Annotated in this window: 20 protein-coding genes and 1 pseudogene; 18 read left to right on the top strand and 3 right to left on the bottom strand. The window is 56.8% G+C overall.

Going from position 1 to position 19,762, the window contains the following annotated elements:
* The first annotated feature begins 100 nt into the window (after positions 1-100).
* Together CJZ82_RS17830 and CJZ82_RS09110 are read left to right on the top strand one after the other, a co-directional pair.
* Positions 101-784: a hypothetical protein gene (locus tag CJZ82_RS17830; RefSeq protein ID WP_143593597.1), complete on the top strand. Its 684-nt coding sequence runs from the start codon at positions 101-103 to the stop codon at positions 782-784.
* A gap of 441 nt (positions 785-1,225) precedes the next feature.
* Positions 1,226-1,804 (top strand): DUF1353 domain-containing protein, encoded by a 579-nt coding sequence (locus CJZ82_RS09110; protein WP_094555463.1) that lies wholly within the window; start codon positions 1,226-1,228, stop codon positions 1,802-1,804.
* Between the two features lie 22 nt (positions 1,805-1,826).
* Here the strand turns inward: CJZ82_RS09110 and CJZ82_RS19600 are convergent, their stop codons facing one another.
* Positions 1,827-2,168, bottom strand: a complete 342-nt coding sequence (locus tag CJZ82_RS19600) for a DUF1036 domain-containing protein (RefSeq protein WP_094555462.1) — start codon at positions 2,166-2,168, stop codon at positions 1,827-1,829.
* Between the two features lie 368 nt (positions 2,169-2,536).
* Complete coding sequence (locus tag CJZ82_RS17825; protein ID WP_143593596.1) at positions 2,537-2,776, bottom strand: hypothetical protein; 240 nt, start codon at positions 2,774-2,776, stop codon at positions 2,537-2,539.
* 457 nt (positions 2,777-3,233) lie between these two features.
* On the opposite strand from CJZ82_RS17825, the gene CJZ82_RS09100 reads away from it, so the two are divergent.
* Complete coding sequence (locus CJZ82_RS09100; RefSeq protein ID WP_094555461.1) at positions 3,234-3,524, top strand: hypothetical protein; 291 nt, start codon at positions 3,234-3,236, stop codon at positions 3,522-3,524.
* Between the two features lie 88 nt (positions 3,525-3,612).
* Here CJZ82_RS09100 and CJZ82_RS19355 read toward each other — a convergent pair whose 3' ends face one another.
* Positions 3,613-3,747, bottom strand: coding sequence for a hypothetical protein (locus CJZ82_RS19355; protein ID WP_255380877.1), 135 nt, complete (start codon positions 3,745-3,747; stop codon positions 3,613-3,615).
* Positions 3,748-3,760: 13 nt separating this feature from the next.
* Here CJZ82_RS19355 and CJZ82_RS09095 point away from each other — a divergent pair, with 13 nt between their 5' ends.
* The 15 genes and pseudogenes from CJZ82_RS09095 (at position 3,761) to CJZ82_RS09025 (ending at position 19,732) form a co-directional block, all read left to right on the top strand.
* Entirely contained in the window at positions 3,761-4,210 is a 450-nt protein-coding gene (locus CJZ82_RS09095; RefSeq protein WP_094555460.1) for a hypothetical protein, read from the top strand.
* Between the two features lie 44 nt (positions 4,211-4,254).
* Positions 4,255-4,491 (top strand): DUF1651 domain-containing protein, encoded by a 237-nt coding sequence (locus CJZ82_RS09090; protein ID WP_233130155.1) that lies wholly within the window; start codon positions 4,255-4,257, stop codon positions 4,489-4,491.
* Positions 4,463-4,654, top strand: coding sequence for a hypothetical protein (locus CJZ82_RS09085; protein WP_233130154.1), 192 nt, complete (start codon positions 4,463-4,465; stop codon positions 4,652-4,654). The genes CJZ82_RS09090 and CJZ82_RS09085 overlap by 29 nt, the downstream gene beginning before the upstream one ends.
* 347 nt (positions 4,655-5,001) lie before the next feature.
* Positions 5,002-5,091: pseudogene (locus CJZ82_RS18940) on the top strand (hypothetical protein); the annotation flags it as partial.
* A gap of 88 nt (positions 5,092-5,179) precedes the next feature.
* Positions 5,180-5,608: a helix-hairpin-helix domain-containing protein gene (locus tag CJZ82_RS18935; RefSeq protein WP_233130153.1), complete on the top strand. Its 429-nt coding sequence runs from the start codon at positions 5,180-5,182 to the stop codon at positions 5,606-5,608.
* Positions 5,583-8,612, top strand: a complete 3,030-nt coding sequence (locus CJZ82_RS09075) for a hypothetical protein (protein WP_143593594.1) — start codon at positions 5,583-5,585, stop codon at positions 8,610-8,612. The genes CJZ82_RS18935 and CJZ82_RS09075 overlap by 26 nt, the downstream gene beginning before the upstream one ends.
* 74 nt (positions 8,613-8,686) lie before the next feature.
* Entirely contained in the window at positions 8,687-9,517 is an 831-nt protein-coding gene (locus tag CJZ82_RS17820) for a hypothetical protein (RefSeq protein ID WP_158218525.1), read from the top strand.
* 19 nt (positions 9,518-9,536) lie between these two features.
* Entirely contained in the window at positions 9,537-15,890 is a 6,354-nt protein-coding gene (locus tag CJZ82_RS09065; protein WP_094555456.1) for a DEAD/DEAH box helicase, read from the top strand.
* Between the two features lie 72 nt (positions 15,891-15,962).
* Positions 15,963-16,490: a transposase gene (locus CJZ82_RS19595; protein WP_094555455.1), complete on the top strand. Its 528-nt coding sequence runs from the start codon at positions 15,963-15,965 to the stop codon at positions 16,488-16,490.
* Between the two features lie 518 nt (positions 16,491-17,008).
* Positions 17,009-17,467, top strand: a complete 459-nt coding sequence (locus tag CJZ82_RS17815; RefSeq protein ID WP_143593592.1) for a hypothetical protein — start codon at positions 17,009-17,011, stop codon at positions 17,465-17,467.
* The gene (locus CJZ82_RS09050) at positions 17,467-17,727 is read left to right on the top strand and encodes a hypothetical protein (RefSeq protein WP_143593591.1); all 261 of its coding nucleotides are present in this window, start codon (positions 17,467-17,469) and stop codon (positions 17,725-17,727) included. The genes CJZ82_RS17815 and CJZ82_RS09050 overlap by 1 nt, the downstream gene beginning before the upstream one ends.
* Before the next feature lie 534 nt (positions 17,728-18,261).
* Positions 18,262-18,522, top strand: coding sequence for a hypothetical protein (locus CJZ82_RS09040; protein WP_094555452.1), 261 nt, complete (start codon positions 18,262-18,264; stop codon positions 18,520-18,522).
* Positions 18,523-18,551: 29 nt separating this feature from the next.
* Positions 18,552-18,929: a hypothetical protein gene (locus CJZ82_RS09035; RefSeq protein ID WP_094555451.1), complete on the top strand. Its 378-nt coding sequence runs from the start codon at positions 18,552-18,554 to the stop codon at positions 18,927-18,929.
* Between the two features lie 36 nt (positions 18,930-18,965).
* Positions 18,966-19,232: a hypothetical protein gene (locus tag CJZ82_RS09030; protein ID WP_094555450.1), complete on the top strand. Its 267-nt coding sequence runs from the start codon at positions 18,966-18,968 to the stop codon at positions 19,230-19,232.
* A gap of 206 nt (positions 19,233-19,438) precedes the next feature.
* The gene (locus CJZ82_RS09025; protein ID WP_094555449.1) at positions 19,439-19,732 is read left to right on the top strand and encodes a hypothetical protein; all 294 of its coding nucleotides are present in this window, start codon (positions 19,439-19,441) and stop codon (positions 19,730-19,732) included.
* Positions 19,733-19,762: the final 30 nt, after the last annotated feature.

The following is a 19,762-nucleotide window of genomic DNA, read 5'->3' as shown; positions in this document are numbered from 1 at the left end:
AGCCGTGGTTCTCGGAAAGGGGTGAGCATTTCGCGGTGGTTCACTGAAGCCATCCAGTAACAAGTTAGGCCTTCAACACTTACCGGAGAGGAGAACACCGGTGGCATACAAAGTTGAATTTGTCGAAAAAATCGATAAGAATACAATGAAGAAGAACACTGACGGGAGTAATAGCAATACCCTTGATCCAAGGCGCGTTGATAATCTTACTACCCTCTGCTGCTGGTGCTATAAGATCACAAAAGAGCCTCGTGATCCTTGGTCTGGTCTTTGGGCAATCGATGTACCAAAGACAATTGACGTTAAGAATCCAGATGAACTGAAAGGATGTACTGAGTGCAATAAATATGAGCGCGTACCAGGCCAAGGTGCCGATTCTGACAAATGGATCATACTACCAACTCCGAAAACGACACCGCCTGACACTCAAAATGAGATCACAGTCTGCTTTGTGGCACCGTGTGGAGAAAACACCACAGGAGCGAATTTCAGTGCAGAGCTTCTTCCAAGCGGTGGCCATTGGACGAAGCACGGCGAGAGCCATGTGGTCGTTTCACCCCTAGCGTCCTTGCCCAGTCGGCCTGGGAAGCTCCAGTCGCCTAGCGAGGTAATGCTTGCTATCGTTGCTCACTACGAAGGCATGAAGCTTGCGAGCCTCCTGAACGAGGTACGCCAAACGGCTGAAAGCGTCCCATACAGCCTCGATCAGAGATTCGTCGACCTGGTGAGGCAGCCGGAGGCGTCAGGCGGGATGGGTGAGGGTGGTCTGGCCGAGCTGGCGTAAGCTATTCAGCTTTGCCTGGTCTAGGCGTTGGTCAAAGCTGATACTCGGCACCATGTCTCAGGAGCCGTGGCCCGGCCTAACGAACAAGGATAGATCGTGCGTAGCCACGATCTTATCCGGTGTTGGATAAGCCCTTTGACGCTTTTGAGCAGTCGCCTACGATAGATACGTCTCGCCGGAATCCAGGTCTTGTTCGGATTTTACAATCTGGATCATGGCAGGCCGTCGGTAGCGGGACCATCGTCCCGACTTGAGATCATGGATGTCAGACGCGAGTCACATCTGCACGTGCAGAGGATTTTCTTGTGGCTTCTCAAGGTTGCCTTAGAAATGGCAATATATCGAGGTCCAGAAGGATGGCCCTTGCAAATGCAACATGAAGATAAAATCCTAGACCTCTGAGAGAGGAGGCACTAGATTTCCATATTCTGGATCTGAACGATGCCACAGGAGCATGGCTTCTTCTCCGGCGAGCCCAGCACTCGGTGGATGACGGAGATTGGGTCTGATAGGAAAATGCAACTGCTTGAAGACTTTGCATTTACAGACCCTGCTGGTTTTGCCTGGGAGGTTCCATCTGGCTACAAAGTTGATGGAGCATCAATTCCCAAGGCTTTATGGTCTCTTGTGGGATCGCCATATACAGGCGACTACAGGCGTGCAAGCATTGTGCACGACAAGGCCTGCAATGATGCGGTGGGAGACATAGCGTTACGCAGAGCCGCTGATCGTATGTTTTATCATGCCTGCAGAGCTGGAGGTTGCAGCCCAGAGGAGGCAAACACTCTTTATCTTGGTGTCCGGATTGGTGCACTCGGAGATGTAGTGCCACTATGGTCTCTCGGTATCGAAAAATCATTCACACCTAAGCCGCGAACATCAATTCCTCCAAGCGAGAAACGCATAGAGGCCGACTTTCGTGTAGCGTCTGAGTTGCTTCTCAGGCAGGGAGTTACAGATGATCCATTCGAGCTTGAGCGGCGAGTTGATTCAGCAATCAATGCCGTAAGCGGACAATAGACTGCACGCCCACTAAAAGGCCCTAAGTTAGATTCCAGGTTTGCGTTCCACTTCCTGTCGCCTTTATTCTTACTAGCCTCATTCCCACAGTAAAGCCAGATGTTGAAGCTGTGCCCCAACACCAATCAAATGCTTGCAATGGCAAATTAGTGTAGTATTCTCCGCGCCAGTGGCGACCATCATCTGCCTCAGCGTAGTATGTATGGTATATGTTGTTCGTCTCCAACACCAAGGCTGACTGGCCTGGAGATAGACGGTACCAACCTCGTTTTGCCCAATCTCCCCCATCAGGGCAGCCTGGCTTGTAGTAGCCGACGACAAGCCAGAGTGCGGAAGATGATTGATTGTTGAATTTCACGTACATGATCGTGGTCTCTTACTCGTCACTCTGAAGACGTACTGAAATTGGCGCCTTTTCAGAAGTATCACCAGATGAAGATGGGGGTAGCACTTCTGTAGGCCTTCTGTCAGCAGGAACAACGTTGGTTTTTCTCGTGCCTTTGTTCGTTTTTTGAAAGAACTCTGCTCGCTCCTCTGCTTCAGCGTTTGTGCCCATAGCGGAATGTCGAAAGCTAACTGTTGGCGCGAATTCCAGGTTTTTTGAGTCAACCTCTGACGCATCTACATCATTTTTCATACAGCAATGTGCATACTCTCTCTTATGAATGTAGTCTTGCCTCTTAGGTCCGAGAAGCGCCTGTTCATAAAGCTACATCGGATACGCTGAACTGCTCATTCAAGCGATGCAGAACTATCCACACTGAGCTCCGGGCAGAGGTGCTGCTGCTGGGACGCCAGGTCGTCACGGTAGCTAGTACCAGCGGCCAGGTACCAGCGATATAAGCCATCAAGCCGGGCTGATCCAGCGGGAGGACAGTCGGCGACCCGGGATGCGGCGGCCTTGCCCCCGCTCACCCCACTCACGAGTGCGGTGGCCAGCAATAGACGCTGGGCTGTGGAGTGCCAACGCATCGTTCCTCTGCTGCCTCGTCAATTCCCTTTTCGTCGCTGAGCCACGGAATAGATGACCGCCTCGGCCACACGAGCCAAGAACTCCGGATGGTGGTTTCTGCTCTTGGGAATCGTCAGGAGCACCAGATGTGGTGGTCTGGCTGAGCAAGAGATTATCCATTGGCCTGATCCATGAAAGCCCGCCCCCCCAGCCTCCCCCTTCATGCCTGTTGACACCAGCAAGTACAGCGGCTAGTACTGATGTACTTGCTGCTCTGCCATGAGCCCTGTTTCCTCCCCATACGCAACCTTTCGCGCCGAGGATTGGATGCTTGTCGACTACGGAGTCCTCACGCGGTCACAGGAGTCCTCGACATCTGCGCATCCGTCATTTCCATCCACTCCCGCTTCCTTCAGCAATCACAGGGATTGGGGCATGAAGAGCAAGCCAGTGAGCGGGTCATCCTGAGGCGCCGCCATGGTTGATCCCCTACCCCGCCGTCTTCAGCACGGCGACATCGTGGCGGTGGCGTCCAGTCGCTGGTGGCCAGAGATGGTGGCTTGGCTCGACTTGATCCACTGGAGCACCAACCCGATCTGGGCGTCGGTGATCGACGTCGATACGGGCCAGCAGCACTCCATCCAGATCCAGCACGTCATTGGCAGGATGGACGCTTACGACCCAGCCCCAAGGGCCATGCCTGAAGCATTGCTTGGGCAGGACAAGCCAGAGGACCCGCCTGAGATTGGGGTTGTGCTTGCGAGCTGATGGCTGCTACGGCCCGGTGGGCTTCATGCACTCGCAGCGGAACTCATCCATCCCAGAGGTCGTTCACGGTTTAGGGATACCGCTTCTCTTACAGGAATTCTCGTGCCTCGACCTTCTGCTTGATTCCGCGCAGCAACTGACGGATCCAGTCGGTGTCGATGTCGCCAACGCCGCATGCCCGGGAGATTGAGTTGGTGTGGGGGCACTGGTTGAACCGGAGCATCGCCGCTCCTGCCATGCGTCTGGCCGAGGAGCTCGGTGAGTGCATCAGCGCCAGGGGTTGGGTGCTGCTCACCGGCGGGCGCGCGGTGGAAGTGATGGCGGCGGCCAGCCGCGGCGCGGCTCGGGTGGAGGTGCACCTGGTGGTGGGGGTATTGCCCGATGTAGGGAACGGTGAGGAGCGGAAGGGCACCGCGGACCTGGATCTGGCCCTGTTCACCGGCATGGGCAAGGCCCGCAACGTGATCAACGTGCTCAGCGCCGATGTGGTGGTGGTCTGCGGGGGCGAGGGCCCCGGCACAGCCTCAGAAGCCGCCCATGCGCTCAATGCGGGCCAACCGCTGATCCTGCTGGCGGTGCCGCCGCTGTGGCACGACTTCTTCTGCTCCCTCGCCGAGGGGGTGGAGAGCGCGAGCGACGTGCAGGAGTGCTGCCGGTTGATCGAGGCCCGGCCCCACGAGGCATGAGCCGACCATCACCTCGAGTCCCCCTGACCCCAAAGGAGGGCTGGTTGAGCGACGGGCGCCAGGTGCTGCGCTTTCGCCCGACCCGCTGGGAGCGCACCTACCAGCGGCTGGAGATCACCACCGGCGAGTTGCTCCCCGATCAGGAGATCCCCTTGCTGAAATCACGCCGGGAGCTGAGCCGGGCTGAGCTCATAACCGATGGCCACTTCATTGCCGATCAGCAGCAGCCACCAGCCACGGCGCTATCGCTTGGTGGATCACCACGGCCAACCCCACTTTGAGCTCGATGAGCACTTCGAGTCGATCGAGGAGGCCTGGGCGTTCGCCACCCACTGGTGGCAGCAGCAGCAACCCGCTGGCGAACCGGCCACCCTGGTTGGCCTTGGCCTGGAGGTGAGCACCGAGAGCGGCAGCTGGCGCACCCTTCGCCACCCGCAAGGCTGAAGGCTGCAAAGGTGAGCCCACAGGCCACTTCCGCCCTGACACGCCCGTCTCCCACCGATTCTGCCCAGGCCAGTCCGCAACCCACCGAGGTGCTGGCGGGATCGATCGAGCGCGTCACCTTCCACAACGCCGAGAACGGCTTCTGCGTGCTGCGCATCAAGGCCCGCGGCCATCGCGACCTGGTGACGGTGGTGGGCCATGCCGCTGAGATCAGCGCCGGCGAGTGGGTGACGGTGAGCGGCACCTGGGTGAACAACCGCGAGCACGGCCAGCAGTTCAAGGCCTCCTTCCTCAAGGCCTCGGCGCCTACAACCGCCGAGGGCATCGAGAAGTACCTGGGCTCGGGAATGATCCGGGGCATCGGCCCGATCTATGCCAGCAAGCTTGTGGCGGTGTTCGGCGATCAGGTGTTCGAGGTGATCGAGCAGGCGCCCGAGCGCCTACGAGAGGTGCCGGGTATCGGCCCGGTGCGGGGGCAGCGGATCAGCCAGGCATGGGGCCGATCAGAAGGTGGTGCGCGAAATCATGGTGTTTCTGCACAGCCATGGCGTCGGCACCGCCCGGGCCGTGCGGATCTTCAAGACGTACGGCAACGACGCCGTGCAGGTGATGGCCGAGAACCCTTACCGCCTGGCCCGAGACATCCGCGGCATCGGCTTCCGCACCGCCGATGCGATCGCCGCGCGGTTGGGCATCAAGCCTGAGGCGATGATCCGCCTGCGGGCCGGCGTCAATTACGCCCTGCTGGAGGCCAGCGGTGATGGCCACTGCGGCCTGCCCAGCGCCGAACTGCTCGAGCTGGGCGGGGAGCGGCCCAGCGGGGCGGACACAACACTTAGCAAGCTGGAATCCCCCAGCTGGGGGATGCCCATCGAATGCCGGTGCGGTGAGAGTGTTTATCAGTGTCGTTACCTGATTTTAAGCTGCAATGCGAATCAGCAAGGTATTGCCTAGAAAAACAGCAGATGGCTTGAAATCTGCTGTGACCGATCACAAAACATCTATCGCTGATTTTTCATCAAGGGGTGATGCAAAAGCACTTTGGGAAGAGTTACGTGTCGACGAGGCAATTCATAAGGAACCGTCAAGCCGACGCTTCCTTGGCTCAGCGCGGATAGATCCTACGGAAGCGAAGAGATTAATCGAAACCGTAGGTGCAAACTTTTGCCGGCTAAGCCCATTTTCTTCCTGCACATGCTCAAAAGAATATGACGTGGTCGATCCGGAGGGATATTGGTGCCGTCTAACTACCCTCGCCCTTACTGAGTTTGCCTATCAGTCTGATGACATCCGTGGCTTTTGGACAGCGCTTCAGGAGCACATGGGTCTGCCAGTCTCGCAGCTAAGTCTTCAAACCTTTCAAGAGATTCTTCGCCGAGGTTTCAGGTATCTCGACTTGGTGAAAGCCAAAGGCGTTGTCGAGGATAGAAACCTATATGTTAGCACGCTTAACCTGCAAAATGGTGTACCGGTAAAGCATCAGCAGTGTTTCGCCACCTTGCTAGGCGAACTCCGTGATGAGTATGGCTGGTGGGAAATAGCCCATGCCAGTCCGGAGGCGGTGGCTCAACTGCTCCTCAACCATTGCACCCGCCATCATCGTGGCTGGCTCACGATCAAGCGCTTCCTAGAGATGAGTTGCCCCAAGGACGATCAACCGGTGCATCCTCTCTCGGGAGAACTCACTAGCAGCCTGGCTACGATCGCCACCGAACTTGATCGTCGAGGCCTCGATGCCCGTGTCCTAGCCAACAACGCCGAGCGGGAAAGGGTTCTGGCAGGGTTCGATTTGCCTCATGCTTTCTTCCTTCGCGACTGGGCCTCTCTTGTTCCGTTGCTGCGCTTTAACCCAAAACCCGTTCATGGTCGGCGCATCAGGCTTATGCGCAGCCAGCCCCCAAAGCTTCGTATGGACCCGAATGACTGGGAAGAACTTACACTGGTGTTGCCTCCACAGCAGGTGAATGCCCCCGAGTGGAAGGCTTTGTCGAGCGGCTATGGCGTACTGGAGCCAGCTGGAGCGGAGTTCGACATCGATATCTTGCAGGGTGTGCTTGATATACCCATGGAAGTCAGCTACCTAGTGAAAGAGGCCCCTGCTCAATGTAACTGGGACTTCCGTCTTGGCTCTCAGGACGGCTCTGTTGCCTACAGCTGGTCATGCCAGGGGCCGGATCCGGATCGACCCGTGCTGATCTTTGATCCGCTCAGCGGTGAGAGATTAGACCCGGGTGCCGAACTCGGTGATGCGCAGGAAGTGGTTCTGTTTACGCCAAGGCAGTTCACACTTCTGCCTAGCGATGATATCCAAGTGATCGAGAGAGTGAGCTCATGCAGCCTCCGGGGCTGGCACGGGTTCCATGTTGAAAAAGTCTCAGCAGAAGCCTGCCTCCGATTATGCTCTAGCGACATTAAGTTCCAGCTGGAGTGGTGCCACCAGGACAAGCTCTCCCCTGAACTGCGCGGAGCTCGCCTCCTCGGCAGGCAGCAGGTTTTTACCATTGCACCCAAGTTGTGGATTCCACCGCTCGAAGAATCGGCCACGCTTCGCTTACGCATTGAGGATCTCGACAATCGGAGCTGGCTCACCAGGGACGACGAAGTCCACATCATTCCGAGAGCGGACGCTTGGCAAGCAATTGATCTCGATGCGTTTCTGACCCACTCGGGGCGCTACTCCATTGTGATTTTGGTCGAGGAAGATCACGAAACACTCCCTCGCCGTTGGCAGCAGCAGTTGCGGCTGGAACTGGATGACACGGCAAACGATCTAGTTGGCTTGTCCCAGCTGACAATCCAAAAGCTCATCAATCCCCCAATCATTGAACCTGTGATTCAAGCGTTCAACACCTCGTCCACTCCGGAGCGTGTTGATGATCCTGCCAACTTTTGGTTGTCCGTGTGGAAGGTAAGTGGGCTGTGGCCCTTTGAACAAATGCGCGTTGAGATTCGCAACGGAGAATCCAGTCATTCTTTCCTGCAAGCAGCAACGGCACGCGGCGAGGTAGTTGTTGAGACAAGTATTCTCCGCTATAGTCTTGAACCTTCTGACTGGTATCAGCTCAGCTTGCAACGCATTGGCGATGCGGCGGCGGTTCCCTTGGCTGTTCTTGGCGAGCCTGAAGCTGAGAGTATCACTTGGGATTGCAAGAGCGGAGAGCTTGGCGGCTTGCGATCAGGAGTAGTCTACGAGCTTCATGCTTGGAATCTTCTCACCCCAGAAAGGCCCTCCCAGCGGATTGCGATCCTTGCTGAGTCCCCACTCATGCTGCTTGAGTTGGAGAAGCTGCTTCCTGATCCAGAAGGGATCTTCGTCTTGGAGCTGTTCCTTGGGCAACAGCGCCTTCGTCAGCTGGGTTGGTGGTCGGGTTTGCGTGATCAGCATGATCTGGTACCCATCGGTGCAGATTCTGCCCTGCTTGAACAGTTGCTGCATGGAGCACCAGTGGAAGACTTCCCACAAGTCGCCAAAGACATCACCCCCACCTTGCCTAGAGATCGTCTGCAAGAGGCCATCTCGAATCTGAAGAACAACAAGACGCTGCAGCCCTGGATCGATTCAAGTCGTCTTGCCCTACAACTCATGTACTGGGCACAGCCGAGCGATACAGCTGGGTCTCCATCAGCTGAGCTGAAACCACCCGGCCACCGAGGAGCTGAAGGCCGCAGGGGATCCCGACAGAGAGGACCACGAAGAGGTCTCACGTATTCGCTGAGGTTTACTCCACCCGTAACTCAACTCGTGAACAAAATCAAACTTCATAAAGACTTTGAGGCTGTCATGACAAAGCTGAGGCAGGCTGAGGGGATACCAGCTGATGTCATTCGAGTCCAGAGGATTGATCATCAACTCTGGATTGAGCTTGATCAGGCGAGCCATAAGGAGGATCTCGACGGCCTGATTGTGGCGGCATCTGAGATGCTCTCCTGGGGTATCGATCTGGAGAAGATAGCGTAATGGCTTTGCAAGAAGAGTTGATTGATATCCTCTCTCGCCATAGGGCCGAAGCCGATCGGTATCGCCCTCGTCCTGTGCCTCTGCGCAGCCTATGTCTGTTGCTGCAATTGGAACGAGGCCCAGGTAGAAAGCCCCCGCAGGAGGAAGAGATTCACGATGCACTAAAAGAGCTGGTGGCTCGCGGTGAAGTAACCAATGGGCCGCGCCAGTGTTTCAGCGCTGCCCGTCCAGCCGTGGTGTTTGACGGTGAAGGCTTTGGCGAAGCCCGCTTTCTTGGAGATCGCGCCTATCTCGCAGCTGTGCATCGACAGTTGGAGACCGATCAAGAGGTAAGTGAGCCGCGCATTCGTAGCCGGCTTCCACCTGTCCGAGCCAGGGAGCGGCTAGATAACATCGGGGTTCCACTTCAGTCCTGGAGTGAACTCATTGAGGTGCTTCCGCAACCAGAACTGCCGACAGATTTGGCACTGCGTGACGGCCACTGGGACCACGATCCCTTCCACTTGTTCGATCGCATCGCCCAGTACGTTCCCACGATCGGAGCGACCCAAGTCAAACGCTGGATTGATCTGCACCCGAGGGAGAAACCGCGCTCAGCTTTACTACAGCTACCTGACCGCACTTTGCTATGGCAGGTTCAAATGAAGTATTTCTGCCTTGGACAAGAGACTGCGCTGCTTGCGATGTTTGAACTTGATCGATTGGCCTGCTGCCCCTTGTCAGTGCCATGGCATGAGTCCAGCGGCACCCTTGATCTGCAGAAGGTAGTGCTACCTGCTGCCCATGCACGCCTACTGTGGGCGCTTTCGGATCACCATCCAGAGCTCTGGCGCACACGCGTGGTTCGTCCACGCAACCGTGCACTGGTACGTGCAATCCTCAACAGTCTTGGTCTCATAGCTTGAGCAGAACGTGACAACAACTATGACTGCAGGTCTGGACGCGGTGCAGGCCGCCACAGAACCCAGGGAGAGCCTGATTCGCTACTTGCTCACCGCCTACCCCCTTCGCGACCCCCACCTGCGCTACGGGTTTGAAAAACTTCTACGGGAGCCAGGAGCTGTAGCGCAGGATCCCTATCTCGAGGGCACTCAGCCCTATCAGAATGGCGCAACCCTCCTGCAGCTCGTTGAGCAAGGTGTACTCCATCCCGGTCTGCTCAAACTTTTTGATCCCAATCGGCCTCTCTATACCCACCAAGAGCGAGCGATTCGCTCGGCTGTGCAGGATGGAGAGAATATCGTTGTGGCCACAGGTACGGGGTCAGGCAAGACCGAATGCTTTGCCATCCCGATGTTGGATCACCTTCTTCGAACACCACGACGAGGTGTTCAGGCACTGATCCTTTATCCGATGAATGCCCTGGTCAACGATCAGGTCAAGCGGCTGCGGCTGCTTCTCTCCCGCCAGAGCAGCGACCATGAGCTGATCCGCTTCGGCTTCTACACGAGTCGCACGGAGACGAAGGAGACCGATGGCGTTGCCTCGTTGAGGGCTGAGCTTGTTGCTAGCGATCGTGAAGAGCTACTGGAGCTACTGCCAACCCATGAGAGGGAGGCTTTGGCCCGTCGCCCATCCAGCGATCTTGTCGAAGCTGCGATGCAGCGCATCCTCAAAATTCAGCTGGTCTCGCGTGAGCAGATCTGGGCAAACCCCCCTCAGATTCTCGTCACCAACTACTCGATGCTTGAGCATATGCTCGTGCGGCCGACTGAGCGCACGCAGATCTTCGAGCGCTCTCCTGACTTCCGCTTGCTGGTGGTCGATGAGGCACACACCTACAACGGCTCTACCGGCACAGAAGTATCGATGCTGATCCGCCGCTTCAAGGTTGCGGTAGGCCTGAGTGAAAGCGGCGTGATGCAGGGCATAGCTACTAGCGCCACCTTGGGTGACCCCAGCCAAGCTGATACGCCCGTGAGGGTTAAAGACTTTGCTAGTCAGCTCTTTGACGAACCCTTTCAACAGGTGATCTGGGGCGATCGTATGAGTGTGGAGGAACGCCTACGTCCGCCGAGCACACTTCCTGATGGTCTGGATGAACGCGAGCTTTATGAGGTAGTCGCAGATCTCGAGCTTCCTGCCCTTGATGCGCCAGTCGAAGTCTGGTGTGAAGTGCTGAAAGCCTTCGTAACAGAGACAGATTTGGGTGCTGCCAAAAGCAAGGCAGGTGGAGATCTCAACCGGTTTCTCTGGGAGGCTTTTGTCAGTCATCCTCTGATGCACCGGCTCATCGCATGCCTTGCCATGGGCCCAAGGCCTTGGCGTCATCTAGCCGAAAGCCCAGAGCTTTGGCCGGTGCCCACATGTCTCGATGGTGCGGTGGTACCAGAAGAGGTGCCAAGGCTCGAAAAGGCATTGTCCAACCTTGTACAGATCGGTACTCTCGCCCGCATATCAACAAATCAACATCCCCTAGTCCCGGTCCGGCTTCACTTGCTGTTTCGCAGCATTGAAGGCCTACATGCCTGCGTTGATCCCAATTGCTTCGGGGCCATTAAGGACCCGAATCAAACGGAATTGAGTCCGCGCTGGGGGCGGCTCTACCTAAATAGCAAGGAGGCCTGTGAATCTTGCGATGGCCCGGTCATTGAGCTGTCCAGTTGCCGAAAGTGTGGAGAAGCTTTTGGACTAACCCTCGCCAAGGCACAGCTCCTCCAGACGCTTCCCCGCTCTCTCGAAACACTTGAGATCAAATCTGATCTGCGAGTGCTAGTCACGGTGCTCCCCGAGTCGATCACTAGTGATGAGGACAGTGGGGAGGAGGTCACTGATGCGGCAGCCGATGCCGAATCAGGCGATGTGGTGCTCAACGGTGGATGCCAGCCAACACCCGTCATCCTGACGGGGGCAACTCCGCCTGAAACTGGCTGGACGCTAAGGATCGGGCAGAAGGGGCAGGTTGAAGCAGCCTGGCCTCTCCAGTGGATTCGGCCTAAGAATGCCAACCAGCAGGAAGGCGGCATGGTGTCATGTTGCCCGGCCTGTGGTGCCAGCCGAGGACAGAGCAGTCCTCTGAGTCGCTTTGTCTCCTTTACCGATGCACCTTTGGAGGTGATGCTGGACACACTCTTTGAATTGCTGCCTGAGTCAGGCCCAGCCTCAGCAAAAAGCAGCCGCCGAAAGATGCTGACCTTTTCCGATGGACGGCAGGACGCCGCATTTTTTGCCTCTGACTTTCAGCGCACCCATACAGAGAACCTGTATAGACAAGTGGTGTGGCAATCTTTCCAGGAGGTTTGTGAGAAGGGAGGCGCATCGATCAGTGAGGTTGAAGAGGAGATCGTTCGCAAGTTTCTACGAATCTCAATTCCCCATCCAGATCGTAATGAGGAGCTTCACCACCGTAGCTATGTCACCTATGACGATGAGCATGAGAGCAGGAGACTCAGTCCAGATCGCTGTAGCAAGCTGGCGAGGCAAAGGGCCCGGGAAGTCCTGCTTAGGGAGTTTGGCTTGCCATCAGCAAGGCGCTTTTCGATGGAGTCACTTGGAATGCTTGCCTGCCACCTCTATGGATTCCGTGACACACTCGTTGAGAATGTTGTCAAGGCCTTTGATCTGAAAGGCGAGCAGGCCGAGGCGATAGCCCGCATCTTCCTGTTTACTTTCACAGATTTGATACGATTGCTTGGTGCCGTTGACATTGAAGGCTCGTCGCGATATTTTCCCGAAACAGGCGGTCAGCCAGCCCGAAGGATCCCCGCTACGTTGGACGCCGAGGGCCGCCCGCTTCTCTATCTGAAATTCAAAAGAGAATCGAAAGCAAGCGAGCCGAACGCAATGACATTGGCTCCACGGCCAACAGCAAAGGGCGGATGGCACAGTACTCAGAACAGATTGCTTACCTATGCCTCCCGCTTCTTTGGAAAGCTTCCCTCAGAGCAGGCCATGTTTGCTCTGCATGAGGCACTGGTAGAAGAGAAAATCTTCAGTCGGCGCGGGGAGCGTTTGCAGTTGAACTGGGATCTTCTCAGGCTTACCAACCAAGAAGACGGCTGGTTTCGCTGTCCCAACTGCCGGCATATCTTTCATATACCAGGCTTGGACGCCATTAACCGCAGCAAAAGCGCCAATGCATTCTCCTGCCCCTCCTACAAGTGTCAGGGCAACCTGTTGGAGCTCCAGCGTGATGCACTGCCGTCCAATCACTACAAACTGCTCATTCAGCGTACCCCGCTGCCACTGCGTTCGATGGAGCACACGGCCCAACTTGAGACTGATGAACTTTCTGACCGTGAAAACCGTTTCCGCCGCGGTCTGATTAACCTGCTCAGCTCTTCAACCACTCTTGAAATGGGAGTTGACATTGGCGAACTCCAAGTCGTGGCGATGCGAAATTTCCCTCCATTTGTAAGCAACTATCAGCAGCGTGCTGGTCGAGCAGGCCGTCGCACTGATGGTGTTGCTGTCACCTTGATGTATGGCCAACGACGGCCCCACGATCGATATTACTTTGACAATCCAGGCAGATTGATTGATGGCAGCAATCAGGTTCCCAGTCTAGACCCTCGAAACTTCGACATTCAGCAACGCCACATCCGCGCTGAACTCCTAGCTCGATTCCTACATACCAGCCTCCAGCGAGGAGCTGAGAAGGTAGATGTCATGGAGTTTATTGGTCTGCCGGAAAATCTTACTGTTTCTGAGATTGGAGTTCAGCCATCACTGTTGCTTGAGTTTCACGAGTGGCTGCAGATGCCCGAGGCCCTCAAGATGATCCGCTTCTGGCTTGACAGGCTCGGGGCGAGTGCAAGTGAGCAGAAACTGATCAATGCCTTTCGTGATGTTCTAGAGAACTTCTGCAAAGATCAGCAAGAGGCTTGGAATGATCTTGCGAAACTTCGGATGGACTTGATCAAGGAGCTGATGGAATTACTTAGCTCAAGCGATAAGGAGAGTGCAAGAAGGCAGAACGGAATGGTCAGCCGCAAGGGTGCCTTAGAGGCACAACTCCGGAAGGTGGGGGAGCGCCAACTTCATGAGCAACTGGCTACTTCCAGCATCCTGCCGATCTACGGGTTCCCTGTAGATGTTGTCCAGCTCCTCACCCAGGGCAGCTCAGATACTTATCGAGGGAAGGGGCGTCATCGTCTGCAGAGAGATCGCCGCTTGGCTCTGGGTGAATATTCACCAGGGCAGGACATTGTCGTGGATGATCGAGTCCACCGCAGCGTTGGCGTAGTCCGGGCAGGAGATATAGAAACCAATTGGTATTGGATCTGTTACGCTTGCAACTACTTCACTGCCGCCAGTACTTCTGAGGCAATTGAGGAGCGGCTAGAGCTGGATGGAGAGCGTTGTTGCCCTGTGTGTCGGGTCATGCTGACCAAGGGTTCAAGGAAGCCCAAGGCGTTCAAGGTGCCACGCGCATTCACCACCGACTGGAATGCACCGCCTTCTGTAACCCCTCACCGTAAGCCTGTTCGCCAATCCACCTCTCAGGTCTTTCTAGCCCAAGCCAACCAGGATGCCGAGCCACGGAATACTGATTTCATCGAGATCGTTACAAGCAAAGCTGGTGAGTTCTTTCTTTCCAACCAGGGGCCCAACAAGGCTCTCGGAGGATTCCAGCTTTGCACGCGCTGTGGCTTGGATCTATCCCAGCAGATCCTTCAGCGAAGGGAGGAGGCCAAGAAGAAGCGAAAGTCGGGAGCGGTAGCTGGAAACTCCACACGAATTAGCCACACAAATCCAATTACCCAGAGTCCATGTGAAGGCCGCTATGAGGAGGTGCATCTAGCCCATCGCTTCCGCAGTGATCTGGTAAGAATTCGCTTCGCAAGGCGAACCAATGCTCCAGGTCTGTACGCAACCGTCCGCCACCTCGAAGGTGGTGATGGGATTCACTCTCAACCAGATTCTGAAAGTGATGGCTCGCCTGATGAGCTAACCGGTGGGGTGGGCTTCTGGCGTTCGCTGACCTATGCCGTACTGGCAGCGGCCGCCCAGGTCATTGATGTGCCAAGGAGTGAACTCGATGGACTCTTCCGTCCTGTTGAAAATCAGGATGGAGTAACAGAACTCATCATTTATGACAACGTACCCTCCGGAGCTGGGCATAGTCAACGAATAGGTGATCGCTTCGAGGAGGTGTTAATGAGAACAATGGAGCTTGTGAGCTCTTGCAGCTGTGCGAGCAGTTGCTACGACTGCTTGCGGACCTACACCAATCAACTGTTTCACGACCAGCTAGACAGGCGAAGTGTGCAAACCTTCTTACAGCCAATAGTCGCACAGCTCTTCCCTGATGAACGGCAGATCAGTTTTGCACCGCACGCCAGCCGCATCAATCCAGACCGAATCTCAGCTGTTCTCAATCGTGCAGCTCAGTTTGCAGAACATCAGACCTTGCTTGCCCTCCAGAATATTCAGACACCCTTTTCGTTTTCGTTCTTGACCAAGACAATTGACCGGTGTAGAGATGGTAACCCACCTACATTGATACTGCGCAACCTGCCACCCTCGGGTGGCGACGAGGTTACGCGCGTGCTGCGAAAACGACTTTCACAGTGGATCGATCAAGGCCTGCTCGAATTGTTTTGCTTTGACCTGAATGTTCCTGACACGGTGGTCTTAGGATCAGATGGACCACATCGCGCTGCCATTCAACTCGTCCATCCTAAGAAGGGCGAAGTGATCGATTGTCTAGAAACTCGCAGCCCTGAAGGCGTGAATATTGTTCTCAGCAGGCTCCTTGAATGGCGCAGCAATGCTCGGATGGTGGGTATTGATGAGCTTGCAGATGAGGATACCCGGATTGTCTTCCCTGGCCCCAGATCAGAAGAGCTTAAACCCTATGTCACGGCCGCACAGTTGGCTGACTTCATCGGACTACCATCCCTATTGAAAGGACGGAGATTAGTACATGCTGAGTACACCGATCGCTATCTTGACAACCAGGATACTGGGTCCGGCGAGCTGCTTGTAGGACTTCTTAATGGCCCCTGGCTTAACAAAGACACGACAATCCTGGTACACACTGCTGAAACGGAGGAAGAACATCGTTATGGAGTCACGTCCCGTCGAACTAGGCTCAATACAGCGCTTCAGTCGTTTCCACTCTCTCTCTCTGCTCATCTCGATTGGCGGCACTACGCACGTCGACGTTATGAGCCACGACTGAAGCATGCTCGTGAACTATCACTGAAGGTCGCTGGGGGCGAATCATTCCGAGTACTATTCGATCGGGGGCTTGACTTTGCTCGACGCCATAACGAAGGTTACAAGGTACGGGACGAGTCCTATGTGGTTATCACAAGGGATCGGTTGGGGTGATAGCAGTGGACTTTCCCCGGTTCAGTAAACAGGTCGCTAATTGTCACGCCATGACCACCGGACTGTCCATGAATGACCAAACCCACCAAGACCCGGCGCCGGTTCACGGCGCAGCAGAAACAGGAGTATGTCACCTTCTGCCTTCAGGAGGGCCTTCCCTGCTCTGCTGTTGCCCGGCGGCTTGACCTTCCCTCCAGCAGCCTGGCCAGCTGGGTTCGCCAGGCCCGGGTCGAACGTGTTGACAGTGGCCCGAGGGACCAGGGCCTGCTGACCACTGAGGGGAGCGTGCTGAGCTCAGTCGGCTCCGCCAGGAGAGCCGAGAGCTCAGGTGGGAGAAGGATTTTTTCAGGCTGGCGGCAGCGCACTTTGCAAAGGAGCAGCTGTCTGCCCGGTGTCAACTACGTAGGCGGGCAGCTACCTAATCGTCGCCGAACAAGCTGCCGCCGAGAGGTTTCGCCTGATCAACCACCTGGAAGGCCGCTGCTCCGTCTCCTGGCTGTGACGGCAGATTGGCGTGGCCTGCAGCGGTTACTACGCCTGGCGACAGCGGCACAAGGCGCCGGGACAGCGGGCGACCCAGAACGCCGATATCACAGCTGAGATGCAGGAGGTGTTCCAGCTGCACCGAGGCTTCTACGGCTCCCCGCGCGTACACCAGTAAACCAGGAGCTGGCTGCTGCCGGCTGCAAGGTCGGGCGTATGGCGCCACCGTGTGGCCAGGCTCAAGCTGCAGGCTTCCGCGCTGCGGTTGCAGCCTTCCCAGCTGCACAGAGGCATTTATTGCCACATCGGAGCACAGATCCCCATCCGTCTCCCTGTCATTAGGTCGCTGGATGCCGTAGCCGTAAGTGAGGCCATTCAGCAGGCCAGCCTCAGGATCCCCCTGTTCGCCGACAATCACGTTGAGCGCCGGACAAGGGGCTTGACGCGGGACATCCCCCTATCGGGGGATGCACAACTGGCGGTGGAGCGGAGATCGTGAAGAAAGCAAGGGGGTAATGGGGCACCACGACCCACTCATGCGCCGATAAACGATGGGACCACCAAATCGTTGGCGCGACGCCTGATCACCCCGGCCCGCCCTCGAGAGCATCGGGGCTTCCACCCATACCAACCTTATGACCGTGCCAACTGACAGCCGCTACTCAGAGCTCTGGGCGCTCCAGCGCCAAACCGTCGCCTACCCAGCAGGGATGCTGCTCGTTCCCAGGCCGAACCCTGGTCGTGCCTTCTCCCCCGGCGGCTACGGCCGCTTCTCCGCCAACGCCTGCTTCACCGCTGGCGGCGTGATGGTCGTCGGACAAGACTTCGGCAACGAGGTCATGCACAACGACGCCCTGGCTCAGGGTGCCGAGCCCAGCAGCAACCCCACCTGGCAGGGCATCCTGCCCCTGCTTCAGGTGGCAGGCATCAGACCTCCCATTGCTTCTTCAACAACTTCTCCCTGGGTCTTCGCATTGGCAACTCGAAACCGACAGGTCCGTCGCCAGGGCAGATATGCCCCATCTTCACCAGGCACTGCGGGCAGGTGCTACTGGAGCAGATCCGCACCCAGCGCCCCCGTCTCATCGTGCTGATGGGCGTCGAGATTCCACGCTTCATGGCGCCCATGTCGCCCGAACTGGAGTGCATCGTCAGCGCCAGGAAATTCGCTGAGGTCGATGCAGCTGGTCCACTTCAGCGGGGCGTGACGTTTCCTGGGGTTGATGGGTTGCGCTCAACGGTGATGGTGCTGACCCACCCGAGCCTTCGCCATCTGAACATCGACCGCAGGAGGTATGCAGGGCAGCAAGGGCATTCTGCTGAGCTGGCTCTGCTGCGCGACGCCACAGCCTGAGCCACCACCACCATCGCCAGATCATCGACCCATGACCCGTACTTTCGTCTCATCCCTCATCGGCGCCCTGCTGCTGTCCGCCGCAGCGCCAGCTATGGCTCGCGGGTGGCATCACTCCCCCTATCACTCCCGCTGCTACGCGTGCTCCCATCGCAGTAGTTCAGCCCGCACTGCCTTCAAGCATCAGACCGGCTGTCCCCACGGGTGCCCTGGCTACGTCATTGATCACATCGTCCCGATCAAGCGTGGTGGCTCGGATGCACCGAGCAACATGCAGTGGCAGACGAAGGAAGCGGCTAAAGCAAAGGACGCCGGGAGTAATCCACCAGCTGGCAGAGCCTGCCCAGAACCAGACAGCGCCACCTGCGGAGGTTGAGCAGATAGATGCCGCGCAGACGTTTCAAAATTGGGAACCCGACGGTGATGCGTTCAATGCGAGTTGTAGACACACTCGGTCCCGACGCTTCCAAGGCTCGTAAGTACAGCAACCAATTCACACCACTCTCTACTACAACCTCCACCCAATTCTCAATCATGACCCTCACCCGTTACCACGACCCCACTGAGGTTGAGCTAATCAACCCCTACGACACTGAGCCAGGCGAGCTTGAAGTCATCATCCACCGCTACTTGAGTGGTGAGACCCCCGGCCATCTCGCTGAGGTGTACGGCGTACGCGCCGCCGTCATGGCAAGCCGCATTGCTCGGGCTGGCTTTTTACGTGCCAACACCGGTAAGCACAACACTATGCAGGATGTGCTCGACAGTGCTGGCCGCTTCAAGGTGTCCTCTTGACTTGAGAGACCTATCTGTACCTGTTCAGGATGAGGCGCTACAGCGACACCCATTGCAAGGTTGGCATTTCATTCGATCCTGCTACCAGAGCCGCCAGATCACAAGGGGAGTACGGAGATGAGCAACTGCGGATCTCTTTAGCCAGCCGCCGCGATGCATTCCTCCTGGAGCAAGCGGGCCTCGATGGCACCCGTGACAGTAAAGAATGCCCAGCCGACATGACCCGCTGGATTGGTCCCAGCGAGATCCGCACCATACCCACCGAGGACATGGTGCTGGTCATCAAGTGGCTGCACAACGAGATGCAGAAGCTGGGCCCTTGGGAGTTTTCCGCACGCTACAACCGTATGTGGCCGTCTCAGCTTGTCATCTGCCAGCAGAAAGCCGTTATGGCCACCACGCCATAAACCGCCTCATCCACCCAATCCACCCAACCATTCACCATGCCGCTCTCAGACTCACAGCTCATTGCTCTCAACTCCAGGGTGTTCGCCTCATACCAGGTCGCCAAGCTCAACAACACACAGCGCACCATTGACCTCATGTTCCATCGGCTGATGGCCCATGGGCCTCTGACCGTCATGGCGCTGTCAGCAGGTCTCAACCACCGAACCAACAAGGTGTCACTTCAGGGAAAGCCACAGGCCACCATCGACAGGTCATTCGTCAGGTATGCCGTCAACCAGCTCAAGCTGTTCCGGGCCATCTGACACCAGCTGGCAGCGCCTGCCCAGAACCAGACAGCGCCCCCTGTGGAGTTTGAGCGGGTGGATGCCGTGCAGAAGGTTCAAGAGTGGGCACCCGATGGTGATGCCTTCAACTGGGTGCGGTTGCGGCCCGGATGCAGACTCATCCAAGGCTCGTAAGCCCAGCCCAGCCACCAATTCACTCCCAATCCCATCCAATCCAATCCACGATGAACATCGACTCTCTCGATGAATGCCCCCGTACCCCTGGATTCCACCGGGAGAAGGCCGAGCTTGCCTGGTACGCCATGCGCCCCAGCCCCGCCGTCGCCTTCAAGGCCGCGACCCACGGCGTCATCAAATACGCAGGTACGATCCACGACTACTTTCACTGCTGCGAGCAGCGCGGGCAGTTCAAGAAGGACTGGCGCCAAAGCTACCGGAACCCATCCGGTCGACCAACGCTTACGCCTCCTGGGAGAAAGTTACTGACCTCCAGCAACGGTGGAGTAGTGAGTGAGTGAGTGAGTGAAGCAATTACACCTGCAATAGCG

Source organism: Synechococcus sp. 1G10 (assembly GCF_002252625.1).
Lineage (GTDB): Bacteria > Cyanobacteriota > Cyanobacteriia > PCC-6307 > Cyanobiaceae > Regnicoccus_A.
This window is presented reverse-complemented; position numbering and strand designations above follow the sequence as displayed.

Coding starts and splice junctions, on each gene's coding strand:
- CJZ82_RS09110 (WP_094555463.1), top strand. CDS start 1,226: ATGCCACAGGAGCATGGCTTCTTCTCCGGCGAGCCCAGCACTCGGTGG.
- CJZ82_RS19600 (WP_094555462.1), bottom strand. CDS start 2,168: ATGTACGTGAAATTCAACAATCAATCATCTTCCGCACTCTGGCTTGTC.
- CJZ82_RS17825 (WP_143593596.1), bottom strand. CDS start 2,776: ATGCGTTGGCACTCCACAGCCCAGCGTCTATTGCTGGCCACCGCACTC.
- CJZ82_RS09100 (WP_094555461.1), top strand. CDS start 3,234: ATGGTTGATCCCCTACCCCGCCGTCTTCAGCACGGCGACATCGTGGCG.
- CJZ82_RS19355 (WP_255380877.1), bottom strand. CDS start 3,747: ATGCTCCGGTTCAACCAGTGCCCCCACACCAACTCAATCTCCCGGGCA.
- CJZ82_RS09095 (WP_094555460.1), top strand. CDS start 3,761: ATGCGTCTGGCCGAGGAGCTCGGTGAGTGCATCAGCGCCAGGGGTTGG.
- CJZ82_RS18935 (WP_233130153.1), top strand. CDS start 5,180: ATGGTGTTTCTGCACAGCCATGGCGTCGGCACCGCCCGGGCCGTGCGG.
- CJZ82_RS09075 (WP_143593594.1), top strand. CDS start 5,583: ATGCGAATCAGCAAGGTATTGCCTAGAAAAACAGCAGATGGCTTGAAA.
- CJZ82_RS09065 (WP_094555456.1), top strand. CDS start 9,537: ATGACTGCAGGTCTGGACGCGGTGCAGGCCGCCACAGAACCCAGGGAG.
- CJZ82_RS19595 (WP_094555455.1), top strand. CDS start 15,963: ATGACCAAACCCACCAAGACCCGGCGCCGGTTCACGGCGCAGCAGAAA.
- CJZ82_RS17815 (WP_143593592.1), top strand. CDS start 17,009: ATGACCGTGCCAACTGACAGCCGCTACTCAGAGCTCTGGGCGCTCCAG.
- CJZ82_RS09050 (WP_143593591.1), top strand. CDS start 17,467: ATGGGCGTCGAGATTCCACGCTTCATGGCGCCCATGTCGCCCGAACTG.
- CJZ82_RS09040 (WP_094555452.1), top strand. CDS start 18,262: ATGACCCTCACCCGTTACCACGACCCCACTGAGGTTGAGCTAATCAAC.
- CJZ82_RS09035 (WP_094555451.1), top strand. CDS start 18,552: ATGAGGCGCTACAGCGACACCCATTGCAAGGTTGGCATTTCATTCGAT.
- CJZ82_RS09030 (WP_094555450.1), top strand. CDS start 18,966: ATGCCGCTCTCAGACTCACAGCTCATTGCTCTCAACTCCAGGGTGTTC.
- CJZ82_RS09025 (WP_094555449.1), top strand. CDS start 19,439: ATGAACATCGACTCTCTCGATGAATGCCCCCGTACCCCTGGATTCCAC.